The organism is Galbibacter kalidii, assembly GCF_026241135.1.
In the GTDB taxonomy this organism is placed as follows: domain Bacteria; phylum Bacteroidota; class Bacteroidia; order Flavobacteriales; family Flavobacteriaceae; genus Galbibacter.
Genome location: NZ_JAPFGA010000005.1, coordinates 144095 through 157599, shown reverse-complemented (window position 1 = coordinate 157599; position 13505 = coordinate 144095). Strand labels below are relative to the sequence as shown.

The following is a 13505-nucleotide window of genomic DNA, read 5'->3' as shown; positions in this document are numbered from 1 at the left end:
TTTAATTGTTATATAAAAATTTTGTGTTTAGCCCAACGAGTATTCGGAGCTTTCTTTTCCAATAATGAATACCGTGCCGGACGGATCCATTATCCAATGGTTTTCATTCGGTATTTTTTCCAATTCATCGCAGGTTTCTATGCCGTTGTTTCTTAAATACTCAGTCGCTTTTTCGACATCGGGTGTCTTTATTTCTAGCCAGGTTTCCGAGTGGGTATAATTGTCTACGCAGTCAAGCCAAACAGTATTATTCCCAAATTTCACTTCGTGCGTTCTCGATACCGTTGGATTGTCAATTGGTTTTTCTGTTACTTCTAACTTTAAAATATCCTTGTAGAAGGAAACCGTCTTCTCGTATTTGGATTTTGGAATTTTGACGGCAATGTTGATTCCGCCTGTAAATTTGATATTACTCATACTGTTACTATTTTGGTTAATGTTTTATCATACCAATAATTCCATTTGCCCGATTTATCTTTAACTTCCCATTTGCCTGTGATTGTATCGTTCGATGCATTGATTGTTCCTGTAAATCGCATGTTCCTGTTCTCGATGATTAAAACGCCTTTATTGAAACTGAACACCCATTCACCACTGCCAATTATTTTCGCTTCTTCTTTATCGTAAACAATGTCCATTGAGTTTTTGTACACATCTTTATCTTTTGGCCAAATGGTAATAGTTTCCCATTCGCATAAAAGGGTAGATCCTTCATCTATCACTTTGTAAACCTCCCAACCTTCAACATGTTTGTCCGGATTGTTTTTAAAGCTCCCTTTGATTGTCCATTTGCCAATTAATGGATTGAGTTGGGCTAACTCTTTTACTAAACTTGATTGCTTTTCCATTTCAAGATTGTTTTTTTATTTCATAGTGCAGTTGAACAGTGTTCTCATTTAATTTCGTTACACTTTGTAGATTGAGTTTTGATTCATGTTCAACATCTTTTAACATTGGCAAACCACTTCCGAAAAGCACAGGTTCCATTACAAAATAGATATCATCTACCAATCCGACATTTATGAACTCACTCATTGCCATTGCACCTCCAATAATTACGGCTTCAGTGTGACCTTTCTTCTCAAGCATTTCAGTTATTTCAGTGGCTTTGCTTTTTGTAAAAACCACGGTGGGATTATCAGATTTCGCTTGTTCGTCTGTTGTTAGCACTACTGTTGTTCCTTCCTTTTGAAGTGGCAAATGGTCTGGAGTAAGAATGTTATAGGTTGTTTTGCCCATAATTACTGCTCTCATTTTTTGACAAATGGATACAAAACCCTGACCGTATTCAGGAGACAGCCAATCGGGTACGTTTCTTGAATTTGAAATCAATCCGTTTGCTGAAATTGCGATATAGATACTTATTCTCATAATTTTCACTCCCGTTGTTTAGTGACTTATCCTATAATTAAGGGTCATTTCTTCTTTTGAAAGTTGCCTCGTACTTACTAACTCAAAGTTTTCGGGACTTTGATCAAAGTGGTCAAACGACCCGTCTTTCCCGGCTACAAAGCCATCCATTGAAGTGTGTATGATCAAGATCAGTTGTCCCATTATTTTTATGGTTTTTCTGTTGTATATTTTAAAATAGCCCCACCACTTGAGAGTTGTTGGGTAGAAACAAGAGTCAATTTGCTTGAAGGCATTCCTTTTCGAAATAAAGGTCTTCCATTGCCCAAAATAATAGAAGCTATCCCAATCCTGTACTCATCAAAAAGATGGTCGTTAACAAATGTCTCGGAAAGGTTGGCACTGCCAAATACAAAGATATCCCCATCACCTTGGGCTTTTAATTTTAAAATTTCAGCAGATGTATTTCCTTTTACCAAGGTGGCATTGTTCCAGTCAACCGATTTCAATGTTCGGGAAAAAACGAGTTTTGGAATTTTATTCATGAGTCCGGCAATTTCACCTTCTGCTGTTTTCCAGTGAGCAGCCATGCCTTCATAGGTCACTCGTCCAAAAACAAGAAAGTCGGCTGATTTTAATTGTTCAATACTCAACTTCTTAAGTTCTTCTCCCCAAATGGCTTCGTGAAAGGATAAATCCCAGTTTTTGCCCCCCTCAAAACAACCGTCAAGCGTGATGATGTTCCACATGATTAGTTTTCTCATAATATTCTGTTTATTTAATGATTAATAATGTTTATGGTATATAAAATGGTTAAACCCCGGACTTGACGAGCCCATAACACACAAGCATTGCACCATGTTCTAACGTTTGGGTGCTTAACAGCTTAAGGTCTTTATGGCCAACAATGTTATTAAACAAGTATCCACCTTCACCGACGATAACGGGGTGAACAAGGATACGGTACTCATCCACCAAGTTCGCATTGGTCAGAGATTGTACGAGCTTGGGACTGCCAAATGTAATAATGTCCCCACCTTCTTGCTCTTTCAGTGCTTTAATCTGGGCTTCAATATCATGGCCCGTTAGCTGTCTAGGCGTTTCAAATTCGCCCCATTTTGGATTATTGATTTTGTGCTCGCCGGCAACGATGATCTTTGGCATATTGTTAATGATGTTTGCCAGGTGCAGGTTCTCCTCAGTTACGTTTGGCCAATCTTTTGCAAAAGGCCACTTCTTGGACAAGTCTTCATATGTGCCACGGCCAAGCATAATAGTGTCAACGGTGTCAAAGTTTTTAGAAAACTCTTTATAATCTTCAATACCAGTTTGCGCCCAGGTCATAAAATTGGTTGGGTCATCGGCTGGTCCGGTCACCACTCCGTTAAAGGAGCTGTGTATGGAAACAATTATTTTTTTCATTATTTTTTTGTTAATGATTAATTCCTTTAGTTTGCTCCTTCACCATTTGAAATAATATTTTATTTTGTTGTATTTAATTTATGATAATGAATAGTATAATGCCATAAAATAATCCTAAGTTTTATCCGGTAATACCGTCGCCGACAAACCCAAATTCTTTACGGTTTTTAAAACCGCCCTGACGTCTATTTGACCATTGTAGCTTTCCACACGAAGGATGCTGTCACAATCCTCCAGATCAAAATTGATGTGATAGGCGGGATGTCTTTTTTGGAGTTGATCCAAAAGCTTATCTGCCTGTTTTTCTGTACTGATGTTAGTGCTAAAAACCTCTATCATATATAAGATCAAATACCCTTATTTTGTTTTAAACAAAATTAAGAGCCGTGTATTTTTATCGGTTACAATTTATAAATTGCAACTTATTTTAAGAATATTTTAATATTCAACAAATTCCAAATGCATCATTATACAACATGTATAACTGGTTCAGAATTACTTAATACTGTTTTTACCCCGTATATTTTTTATACATTAATGAAACAGGAAATCCTACACATAATATCAAGATAACCATGCCAATAATATCTTGAGTATAGGTGTTACTGAGTTCAGGGGTATTACTCAGCGGAAGAACAATAAGGTTCATAATGCTCCATACAATCACGCCATAGACACTCCCTATGAAATAGACATTGACTTTGCGTAGCTTTAATTTAGGATAAAAATAAAAGAACAGTGCCGTCCATAAAAAAGCTATCAAATAATGAAAAAGTCCCCCCATAAAAATCATGGGACTCCCTCTTTCAAATGCAGCCTGGCCAAAGACCCCACTAGCTATAAACCTAAAAATCCCTGAAATATGTTCTCCCCCTTGTATCAAAAAGTTAAAAATGGCGGCCATAATATCAGCAGTACCGACCACCAATGCGGTAATTCCCAGCTTTTTTAAAGGCAGTTTTTTATTTTCTGTTTTGATCCAATTGGTTTGATTCATAATGATTTTCATCTAAGTGACTTTACATAAAATCACATAACAAACAAAATGTTTGTGTTACCACAGTTCTGATTTTTCAGCTAGCCACTTTTCATCCAAACAAATTCTTTGATTTAAGGCCCAGGTTTCAGAACAATTACTTGTCCGTTTGGAGGGTGTCACGTGTTTGCTCATGATCTAATTTTTTAAAATCTTTTATCAATAAGGGCAAGGGGCAGGTTTGTTTAAACCGTTGCATCCTTGGATTGGAGACCTGAAGAATATAAGGGTGGTCAGGGTTACGTTCTTCAAAATCCTGATGATAATCATCGGCGGGCCAAAACTTTTTAAACATAACAATTTCAGCTGCAATTTTGACATTCAGTTTTTTGGCCCATTCCGCCTTTTTTACTTCGGATATCTTTTTTTCAGCTTTATTCTGATAAAAAATAATGGATCGGTACCTTATCCCCAGATCTGGTCCTTGGCTATTGACCTGTGTTGGATTTTGTGAGCTAAAATAAACCTCTATTAAATCAGAAAAGCTAACTATTTTAGGGTTGTAGGTTACTTCTACGGTTTCAGCGTGATTCCCTATGTTTTTATCTGAAGGTCTTTTTGCCCCTCCTGAAAAACCGGAAACCACTTCTTCTACCCCTATTACACTCTCATAAATAGCTTCTACACACCAAAAACAACCACTGGCAAAATAGGCTTTAGCCATACCATCCTGCACAGGGATGTTTATAGATTTACATGAAACTAAAATCAAAAACGGTATATAAAATAACACTTTCATTTTTTAAAGGATGGTTAATAAGTTCATGTAATTACTTTTAAAACAATTTAAGGGCAACTTCTTAGAAATTGCCCTTATCTTTTCATCTAAAAATTCTCATCCAAATTTATAATGAAAAGACTAACTACACTGACATCTATACTTTTAGTTCACATCCCAAAAAAGTTTCGTAGTCTGTGCATCCCCACCTATAGCAGTAGATGCAGCTTCCCAATTAACTTTATTTAGGTTTTGCTCATTCACAGGGTACGTATATCTTGTCGGAACCGGATTACCGGTATTGACAGGCAGGTTAAATGTTGGAGTATCAAATTTCCTCCAAACCGTCCAACCTTCAAAGCCACGGTTGTACATAGCCAGCCAAAATTGATTCCCTATTTTTTCCTTCCAGTCACCTGAAGCGGTTGCATAATCAACAGCAGGGTCGGCTAAATACGTGACGACATCAGCAACTCCCCAATACTCAAAGGATGCAGTAATCCCGTTGTTGTAGTGTTCTTCAGCCGTACCACCTACAGACCATCCTCTGGCTGCGGCTTCAGCGAGGTAGAACGATACTTCAGCAAAGTCCATTAAACAAGTAGGATTTACTGGATCGTGCATAACATCACCAATATGCGTATAGCTGGAAAAACCATTGTTGTCACCATATGGTCCTCCTTCATATATGCCTTCACCTAAATTATCATCAAAATAAGTACTACGCCTGGGGTCGTTTAAGTCATTCATAAAATCAACAACTGTATTGGCAACAATAAAATCGCTTCGGCCCGATTGTACCAAAGAACTCCAAACCGGATTAGGATTGGATGTCCCAAGGTAAACAAACGAAGCATTATCAGCATTTGAACTAAATACGCCAGCACTATAGGCACTTTCAACAGTTGTTTGGGCAACAGACGGATCCACATCGGCCAAACGTATGCCTAACCTTAATTTTAATGAAATGGCAAATTTTTGCCAAGCGACCAAATCGCCATGATATAAGTTATCAATACCAAATCCACTACCGTTGCCCAAATCAGATATGGCAACATCAATGCGAGCCAATAAATCAGTATAAATACTAGCCGCATCATCATAAGCAGGTAATATAAATTCCTCGGCATTAAGAGCTTCAGTATATGGAATATTCCCAAATGTATCAACCAATTGTTGCCATGTATAAATAGACAATACTTCGGCTTGTGCTATTCTCGCTGTTTTTTCAGCTTCTAATAGGTCGGGATCGGTCATAACGTATTCTTTAGCTGTAGCTAAATCCAACAACACATCCCGGTACAACTCGGACCAATGACTTTGTGGTATATTCCTTTCTGTTAAATTATAATTAGCTTCATCAATGTATGTGGTTTCGGTCCAGTATTGGGCCAACAATCTGTAAACATTTAGGTTTACACTTGTATTGGTCATTTGATCCACCAAACTCTTTGTAGCTGCGTTAAATAAAAAATCTGCTTCAACTTCAGTAGGATTCTTTGGATCTTTATTGTAATCCTCAAGTTTATCATCACTCATGCACGATGACAATAGGACTAGCGAAAAAACGGTTATAAATACTTTTTTCATAATTATTTTTTTAGAACTGTAGTTTTAAATTCACTCCTATTTCTTTGATGGATGGGTATGTACCGGAATGGTAGCCTTGAACATTACCGGCTCCTAAACCTGCTTCCGGGTCAGCGTAAGGAACATCTTTGTCGATTATCCAAAGGTTTTTACCTATCACTGATAAAGATGCATTGGTAAATGGTGTCCTGCCAAGAACTTTTTCTCCAAAGTTATAGGTTAAACTAGCCTCCCTAAGTTTTATAAAACCGGCATCGTAAACATGCTGTTTATTGGCTGCTCTTGCATAGCCCCATGGGTTTGCATACCATCCGGCATAGGCTCTTACATCGTTAGGTGCCCCGTCTTCTTGAACACCGGGCAATATTACACCACCACTATCAGCTCCGTCTGTTACCGGGTTTCTTACAGGGTTTCCAAGATCATTAGTCCCGGCAGTAAAGTCATAAAGACCTGTAGCATAACCGTACCAAGTATCAAGCGAGAATAAATTGCCGCCTTTTTGAATATCAATCAAAAAACTAAAATTGAAATTTTTATATTTAAAACTGTTGAAAACACCTGCAGTCCAATCTGGGTTGATATCGCCAATAACCTCATTACTGGTTACTGTTGTCAAGTAATATCCATTTGTTCCAACTATGGGTTGACCATTATCTTCATGGTAAACTAAATCTGTACCCCTAATAGTTCCATAAGGTTGACCCGGAGTCGCATTTATTGAAATACCTCCTTGGAAAGAACCCAATACTAAGTTGTCGATACCATTAAACAACTCTACAACCAAACTTTCGTTCTTGGCCCAGTTAAGGTTTATGTTCCAAGAAAAATCTGCTGTCTTCAATGGTGTGGCATTAAATTGCACTTCCCATCCCTTGTTTTCAATGGTACCTGCATTCTTCAATGTGGTTGAATAACCTGTACTATTAGAAACAGGTATTGCTGTAATTTGGTTGATATTTTGTGCATTGTAATAGCTAATATCAAAACCTAAACGGCGTTTAGCAAATTGCATTTCCAGGCCAACTTCCCAATTTTCTTGTTCCTCAGGAAGCAAATCAGGATTTTTTAAAGAGCCATTATTACTGGCTAGACCTCCATTAAAAGGAGGGTTGACAATAGCAAACGTGTTAAACACATTATAAGGGCTAGTATCATTACCTACTTTACCGTAATTGGCCCTTAACTTACCAAAGGATAACCAATTGGCATCAATAAACTGAGAGAAAAGCAACGACCCGGTTACAGACCAATAATCATAGGTGTTGTTGTGTTTAGGGAGTGAAGATGACCTGTTCCTTCTGTATGTACCCTCTATGTATGCAAAGTCATCATAGCCCAAGCTAGCCTGAACATAGGCACCGTCCACTATTTTGGTAGCGTCAAATTCAGAAGTTATCACCGGCCCCGCACTATTGGATAACGAATAAACGCTTGCTAGCAATAAACCATCACTGGTAGTCCCTGCAATAGTATTCCAATCGTTCCTTCTTAAATTAAAACCAAGCGTACCGGCAAAATCCAGCTTATCATTTAATTCTTTATTGACGTTGAACATCAAATCGTAATTGTACTCAGAGACATTTCTGTTTCTCCTGATATAACCGGGAATATTAGAACTTCCCACATTGGTTCTTTCTTCTTGCAATTCAGCATAAGAATCGAAAGTAAAACGTCCCATTACCGATAACCAATCGGTCAATTCATAATCCAATACTACATTACCATAAAATCTGTTCCTGGTATCGGTTTGGTAGTTTTCATAAAATGTCCAATATGGATTATCAGAATATTTGGGCGCAAGATTATCATAGGCACTAACGTTCCAAGTAGTATTAAGTCCAGTTTGGAAGTAAGTCCTTTTTTGTTCTGCAAGGTCAATGTTGGTTTGCCACCATTGCCTAAATTGTTGCATTACGTTGTTTGAGTCATAACCTGTCCCATAACGCCCTTTACCATCAGTTTTGGTAAAATTGAACAGTGTAGAAACGGTCAATATGTCAGTAAAATCAAGAGACCCGTTAAAATTTATGGAATTTCTTTTAATTTGGCTATTAGGCAGATTACCTTGTTGCATCATATTAGTGTAACCCAATCTAAAAGCACCTTTTTCAGTTCCGCCATCAAAAGATACGGAATTCACCGTTGTAGATGAGGTTTGCCATACATAGTTTGGGTCATTGGCTCCTGCAACCCAAGGGGTTGCTTGTTGATAAGTATCTAGATCAGGGAAAAGTGAATTCCATTGATAAACCATTAAATTAGGGTCAAAAGCTGCACCAAATGAAGCGTCTTCAGTATAGCGAGGAGTTAGGTCGATAACTCCATCTCCATTAATATCATACATATCGTCGAAATACTCACATTCGCAGTCACCATAAAATGGCCCATATCCGGCACCATATTTTTTTTGGTATACTGGAAGGGTTTCCTTATCAGCACTACCGACCATAAGACTGGAGTTAATCGTTACACCAATACCTTTACCCTTGCGACCTTTTTTAGTAGTAATCATAATAACCCCATTGGCTGCCCTTGAACCATAAAGCGCAGAAGCGGCAGCACCTTTAAGCACGTTAATGGATTCAATATCATCCGGGTTAATATCTGAAGCAGCATTACCGTAGTCATAACCACCCCTACCCATCATTTGAGAACCTGAATTAGGGGTGTCGTTGTTAACTGGTACTCCGTCTATAACAAATAGGGCTTGGTTGTTTCCGGCAACAGAACTATTACCCCTGATAACCACATTGGTAGAACCACCAAGTGTACCTGATGATTTGATATCTAGGCCGGCAACCTTACCGGAGAGGGAGTTGACAAAGTTCTGGCTTTGTACTTTAGAAACTGCTTCGCCATCAACTTCTTGAGTTGCATATCCTAAAGTTTTCTTTTCCCTGCTAATACCTAAGGCCGTAACCACTACTTCATCCAAGGCCTGGGCATCTTCTTCCATTTGTACATTAATTACATTGGAATTGCCTACAGTACGTTCAACGGTCTTTAACCCCACATAGGTGAACGATAAGATAACCCCGGGGGTTACTTCAATAGTATAATTACCATCAAAATCAGTTTGAGTCCCTGTTGATGTACCCTTAATCAAAATGTTCACACCGGGCAAAGGAACACCCCCACCGTCTGTTACGTTACCGGAAATTGTTTTTTCCTGAGCATAACTTGATGTTATTCCACACATCAGCAATGCTATGAAAATTAAATGAATTTTTATTTTCATAAATGTTTGAGATTAGATTATTTGATTAGAACCTTGAAAATGAAAGGCAGAGGGGATTTATATTAAGAGCTAATTCAAATAATTTGGAACAAAATTGTATGAAGAACTTTTGTTTTTTGATTAAATGAAATAATACATTCCATCAACTGCCTTTCTTTTCATAATTGTGTTACAAAAAAAACTAAGAATAAAGACAATGTTGTTAAGCTTTATAGAATGCAACGTTACATATCATAAGGTGAAACATATACAGGTAATGCTCCCGAATGAACGACTTGTTTAAAAAATTAGCTTATGGATCAAGATGGGGGAATAAATGATCGAAATAAAATGGGGTCATTTCCGTTTCAAAGAATTTTTCGATAATGAAAATAAATGGTTTATATGGCTACAATCCCTAGGGCATATGAATTGAAAAAAGTAAGTCGATAAATAAAATCCTATTGCTGACTATACTTAGAACTTGCTGGATTTAATGAAAAAGAGGAAAGTAACGGGATTCTGAATTATAGCTTATTATGAATAAAAAAGAGGAGCATCAAAAAAAGACAAACGATCAACAAAATTTATTGATGACCCAATCCAAGGGGTTATGAAGCCTGGTTGTGTTCCCTGAATTTAGTAGGGGACACACCTTCATTCTTTTTAAAAGCCCTGTAAAAAGAGATGCGGTTATTAAAACCACATCGAAATGCGACATCCTCCACATTGAGCCCCCTTTCCTCTTTCAACATGGTTTTTGCTTCATCAATCCTGTATAGGTTGACGAATTCATAAAAGTTCTGATTGAAATGTTCATTAATCAATTGAGAGGCATGATGCCTTGATATGTTCATCATCAAAGCTAAATCGTCCAAATGCAGATCGTGATCCAAATAGGGTTTTTCAGATTTCATCAATTCTTCTAACTGGTTTTTTAATTCTTTGGCAAACTGTAAGGGCAAACCAGAAGTTTCATATTTAACAAATGGTAAAACCTTACCTATAGGTTTCCCATTAAAAACTTCAGGCTGAATAATACAAAAGTAAGACGCTACACCGATAAATAATACCATTGCATAGGCTATGAAATAGTCATATTCCTTGATCATTGTTCCAAAATAAATGATGATATAATAGACCACGAAAGATAAGCCAAACAACATGAAGGTAATATTAATTGTTTTGAGCCATACCCTCAAATCAAAGTCTTCCCCATATGTTTTAACAAATTTTCCATAAGTGAAAATACCGTATGCTATGACCAAAAAGGCAAGAAAGTACCCTAAATAAGGGATGTCAATTATGTACTGTCCAATTTGACCGTGTTGCTTTAGATTTAATTTTTTTTCAATGGGGAGGAAGATAAATCCTCCATAGCACACCAATACACAGATTGCCGGGATAAAGTGATAGATATCCCTTAAGGTAACTCTGCTGTTAGTGACAACATTCCTTACATAAAAATAAAATATAGGCCCAAACAAGGCAAAAGGAATATAGAAGGTAAAGGCAATGACTGTTTTTATGGTATCACTATAGCCAGACCAGTACATTATAACAAAGTAGATCCCATAACCAAACATAAACAAGAAAATGGCAAACAATCTATTGGCATAGGAATAGCCTCTGTTTTTGATAAACAAAAACAGTCCCAAGATTAACGATTGAAATGAAAAAAACAATAATAGTATTTCCCAAACAGTCATTTTATAACTTTTATGTTTATAAAATTAATAATTACAACCCATATGTAATTGAAAATTAACAATATAAAGAAGTAAGTGAATTTGTTTTATTTTGGTTTACAAATGTTTGGCTTGGCAAAGTAAACATAGTGATTAGTTAAATTAGTTACATACTATAATGTGTAACATTTATTTATTGTTGCTTAATCTAAAAATGTAATCTACTATTTTAGTTACAAGCTGAATTGTTGTACATTGAAAAGTAATGCAAAAGCGCATAACATAAAGATAAATTTCCTTGATCGAGAGACGACTTTATATAAACTGAGTAGGCTTTTTATGTAGTTCAAGGAAGTAATTGCTCCAAAATGGCGAGAATTATTTTCTTTATCACATAGATAAATAATCTTTATATCTGCTTTATTTTTCCACTAAAAAGCATCCGCCGATTCTTATCGCCTTGTATGGACATTTCATTATCCAACAGCCTATATTTTTTGGGAAAACTGTTCTTCTCCGATAACATCTTCTATTTCTTTATAGAGAAATTGTAAATGGGTTTTTGTCATATGATCCTTAACATAGGGAATGCTTTTATTGATTTTATCTTCAAGTTCAATCAAGTTTCCTAAAGCAAGAGCTCTAACATCCGCAAGGTCATCCCCTCTGATAGTTTAGCGAACAAGCCCTCTATAAATCCTCCCTTGGGCTTTCCGGGCTTGTATAAAATAAGCATATTGGCGACATATGTTTTTTTAAGACTTCTCCTACAGGCATTACGACCATTATACAGCTGTCGGGGCTTAGTTAGTGATTGAAAAAATCTTTTCCATTAAAATCCATTTTTCATCGGGTTTGGCTACGGGCAGGGCTTTTTGATATTTCCACATCAGGTTTTCCCATTCCTGTACTTTAGGATTATTTGCGTCGTTTTTTGCTTTTTCTTCAAAAGAAAAAGTTTCATCAACTTCCATAATCATAAAGAGTCTGTTCCCTACATTGTAAATTTCCATATCGACTATCCCTGCATCTTTAATACTTTGTATTATTTCCGGCCAAACATTTTCGTGATACTTTTTATAATCCAATATCAACTCAGGATCATCTATTAGATCCAATGCGAAACAATGTCTCTTTGTCTTCATGATCAATCGTTGTATTTTACATATACCAATCTTCCATATAAGGCTATAAATACAAAACAAACAAGCGGGAGGATAAATGAAAAGTTAACTTCAGAAACCCCTACAATTTGGATGTCATTTACACCTGTTCCTCCAGCATCAATAATTATCCCCTGAAGTTTAGGCATTAAAGCACCACCCACAATGGCCATGATCAATCCGGCAGAACCTACTTTTGACTGTTCTTCGGTAAGATCACCCAGGGCTATTCCATAAATAGTTGGGAACATCAGCGACATAAAGAACGAGACACCCACCAAACAATAAAGACCTACAACACCTTGTATCCAAATAGTACCAAGTACACATACCATTGCCAAAAGGGCAAAATACATTAAAAGCTGCCCTGAGCTAATAAAACGAAGCAAGTAAGTGCCGACAGCGCGACCAACCGTAAATATGATGAAGGCAGTCATTTGGTAATACCCTGCTGTTACACTATCTATACTAATGGCTTCAGCATACTGATAAATATAGGTCCAACACATAATTTGTGCCCCTACATATAATATTTGGGCAACAACCCCTAAAACATATTTTTTATTTCCTGCCAGTGAAGCAAAAGTGCTCCCTATGCTTGGCATTCCATTTTCATCTTTTGCTTGTGGCATTTTGTTCACCAAAAACAATATAAATACCCCTATCAGTACCAAACCAAGAATCACATAAGGATCACGGATCACCAGTAAATCAGTAGTTCTTATCAAGGCTCTTGAAGCTTCATCCAAAGCACTAAAATCTTCTATATCATCAGATTGTAACTTCTTCAAAACAAATTGTTGCGCCACAAACAGACCGGCTATCAGACCTACCGGATTAAAAGCCTGAGCTAAATTCAACCGTTGTGTGGCTGTCTCTTTGGCTCCCATTGCCAAAGCATACGGATTGGCAGCAGTTTCTAAAAATGCCAGACCGAAAGTGAGAATATAGAGTCCGATGCAAAAAAACGTAAAACTCTCTGTTTGTGCTGCCGGATAGAATAACAATGCCCCGGTAGCATAGAGAGCAAGCCCGATCAACACTCCTACTTTATACGAATATTTACGCATAAACATAGCCGCCGGTAGCGCCATACAAAAATAGCCGCCGTAAAAAGCCATTTGCACCATGGATGCTTGTGAATTAGACAGTTCTAACACCTTTTTAAATGCCTGTACCATAGGATCTGTTACCGCATTGGCAAATCCCCATAGGGCGAATAATGATGTAATAAGGATAAAAGGTATAAGCACCTTTCCTGAAACAACTGGAGCCTTTTTTTGAATTGGTTGATTAATTTCTTCCATAATTTGTTTAT

Annotated in this window: 14 protein-coding genes; all 14 read right to left on the bottom strand. The window is 37.1% G+C overall.

Annotation, left to right across the window (positions count from 1 at the left end):
• Positions 1-27: 27 nt before the first annotated feature.
• Positions 28-417 carry a VOC family protein gene (locus tag OOZ15_RS07510; RefSeq protein WP_265955476.1) on the bottom strand — a complete coding sequence of 130 codons (390 nt, stop codon included), beginning with the start codon at positions 415-417 and terminating at the stop codon, positions 28-30.
• A complete protein-coding gene (locus OOZ15_RS07505) occupies positions 414-848 on the bottom strand; it encodes a hypothetical protein (protein WP_265955474.1) in 435 nt (144 codons plus the stop codon). The genes OOZ15_RS07510 and OOZ15_RS07505 overlap by 4 nt, the downstream gene beginning before the upstream one ends.
• 1 nt (position 849) lies before the next feature.
• The gene (locus tag OOZ15_RS07500; RefSeq protein WP_265955473.1) at positions 850-1371 is read right to left on the bottom strand and encodes a dihydrofolate reductase family protein; all 522 of its coding nucleotides are present in this window, start codon (positions 1369-1371) and stop codon (positions 850-852) included.
• Between the two features lie 18 nt (positions 1372-1389).
• Positions 1390-1554, bottom strand: a complete 165-nt coding sequence (locus OOZ15_RS07495) for a hypothetical protein (RefSeq protein WP_265955471.1) — start codon at positions 1552-1554, stop codon at positions 1390-1392.
• Positions 1555-1559: 5 nt separating this feature from the next.
• The gene (locus OOZ15_RS07490) at positions 1560-2114 is read right to left on the bottom strand and encodes a dihydrofolate reductase family protein (protein ID WP_265955470.1); all 555 of its coding nucleotides are present in this window, start codon (positions 2112-2114) and stop codon (positions 1560-1562) included.
• 49 nt (positions 2115-2163) lie between these two features.
• Positions 2164-2772 (bottom strand): dihydrofolate reductase family protein, encoded by a 609-nt coding sequence (locus tag OOZ15_RS07485; protein ID WP_265955469.1) that lies wholly within the window; start codon positions 2770-2772, stop codon positions 2164-2166.
• A gap of 114 nt (positions 2773-2886) precedes the next feature.
• A complete protein-coding gene (locus tag OOZ15_RS07480) occupies positions 2887-3123 on the bottom strand; it encodes a methyltransferase type 11 (RefSeq protein ID WP_265955468.1) in 237 nt (78 codons plus the stop codon).
• Between the two features lie 160 nt (positions 3124-3283).
• Complete coding sequence (locus OOZ15_RS07475) at positions 3284-3781, bottom strand: DUF1440 domain-containing protein (RefSeq protein ID WP_265955467.1); 498 nt, start codon at positions 3779-3781, stop codon at positions 3284-3286.
• 124 nt (positions 3782-3905) lie between these two features.
• Positions 3906-4547, bottom strand: coding sequence for a peptide-methionine (S)-S-oxide reductase MsrA (gene msrA / locus OOZ15_RS07470; RefSeq protein WP_265955466.1), 642 nt, complete (start codon positions 4545-4547; stop codon positions 3906-3908).
• 144 nt (positions 4548-4691) lie between these two features.
• Positions 4692-6116 carry a SusD/RagB family nutrient-binding outer membrane lipoprotein gene (locus tag OOZ15_RS07465; RefSeq protein ID WP_265955465.1) on the bottom strand — a complete coding sequence of 475 codons (1425 nt, stop codon included), beginning with the start codon at positions 6114-6116 and terminating at the stop codon, positions 4692-4694.
• A gap of 10 nt (positions 6117-6126) precedes the next feature.
• Complete coding sequence (locus tag OOZ15_RS07460; RefSeq protein ID WP_265955464.1) at positions 6127-9357, bottom strand: SusC/RagA family TonB-linked outer membrane protein; 3231 nt, start codon at positions 9355-9357, stop codon at positions 6127-6129.
• Between the two features lie 590 nt (positions 9358-9947).
• Entirely contained in the window at positions 9948-11045 is a 1098-nt protein-coding gene (locus OOZ15_RS07455; protein ID WP_265955463.1) for a helix-turn-helix domain-containing protein, read from the bottom strand.
• A gap of 782 nt (positions 11046-11827) precedes the next feature.
• Complete coding sequence (locus OOZ15_RS07450) at positions 11828-12169, bottom strand: L-rhamnose mutarotase (RefSeq protein ID WP_265955462.1); 342 nt, start codon at positions 12167-12169, stop codon at positions 11828-11830.
• A gap of 2 nt (positions 12170-12171) precedes the next feature.
• On the bottom strand, positions 12172-13494 hold the full coding sequence (fucP, locus tag OOZ15_RS07445) for an L-fucose:H+ symporter permease (RefSeq protein WP_265955461.1): 1323 nt from the start codon (positions 13492-13494) through the stop codon (positions 12172-12174).
• Between the last annotated feature and the right edge of the window lie 11 nt (positions 13495-13505).

Bases quoted from the DNA above. Each gene is read 5' to 3' on its own strand.
- OOZ15_RS07490 (WP_265955470.1), bottom strand. From the start codon at position 2,114: ATGAGAAAACTAATCATGTGGAACATCATCACGCTTGACGGTTGTTTT.
- OOZ15_RS07505 (WP_265955474.1), bottom strand. From the start codon at position 848: ATGGAAAAGCAATCAAGTTTAGTAAAAGAGTTAGCCCAACTCAATCCA.
- OOZ15_RS07495 (WP_265955471.1), bottom strand. From the start codon at position 1,554: ATGGGACAACTGATCTTGATCATACACACTTCAATGGATGGCTTTGTA.
- OOZ15_RS07460 (WP_265955464.1), bottom strand. From the start codon at position 9,357: ATGAAAATAAAAATTCATTTAATTTTCATAGCATTGCTGATGTGTGGA.
- OOZ15_RS07465 (WP_265955465.1), bottom strand. From the start codon at position 6,116: ATGAAAAAAGTATTTATAACCGTTTTTTCGCTAGTCCTATTGTCATCG.
- OOZ15_RS07475 (WP_265955467.1), bottom strand. From the start codon at position 3,781: ATGAAAATCATTATGAATCAAACCAATTGGATCAAAACAGAAAATAAA.
- OOZ15_RS07485 (WP_265955469.1), bottom strand. From the start codon at position 2,772: ATGAAAAAAATAATTGTTTCCATACACAGCTCCTTTAACGGAGTGGTG.
- OOZ15_RS07500 (WP_265955473.1), bottom strand. From the start codon at position 1,371: ATGAGAATAAGTATCTATATCGCAATTTCAGCAAACGGATTGATTTCA.
- OOZ15_RS07455 (WP_265955463.1), bottom strand. From the start codon at position 11,045: ATGACTGTTTGGGAAATACTATTATTGTTTTTTTCATTTCAATCGTTA.
- msrA (WP_265955466.1), bottom strand. From the start codon at position 4,547: ATGAAAGTGTTATTTTATATACCGTTTTTGATTTTAGTTTCATGTAAA.
- fucP (WP_265955461.1), bottom strand. From the start codon at position 13,494: ATGGAAGAAATTAATCAACCAATTCAAAAAAAGGCTCCAGTTGTTTCA.
- OOZ15_RS07450 (WP_265955462.1), bottom strand. From the start codon at position 12,169: ATGAAGACAAAGAGACATTGTTTCGCATTGGATCTAATAGATGATCCT.
- OOZ15_RS07510 (WP_265955476.1), bottom strand. From the start codon at position 417: ATGAGTAATATCAAATTTACAGGCGGAATCAACATTGCCGTCAAAATT.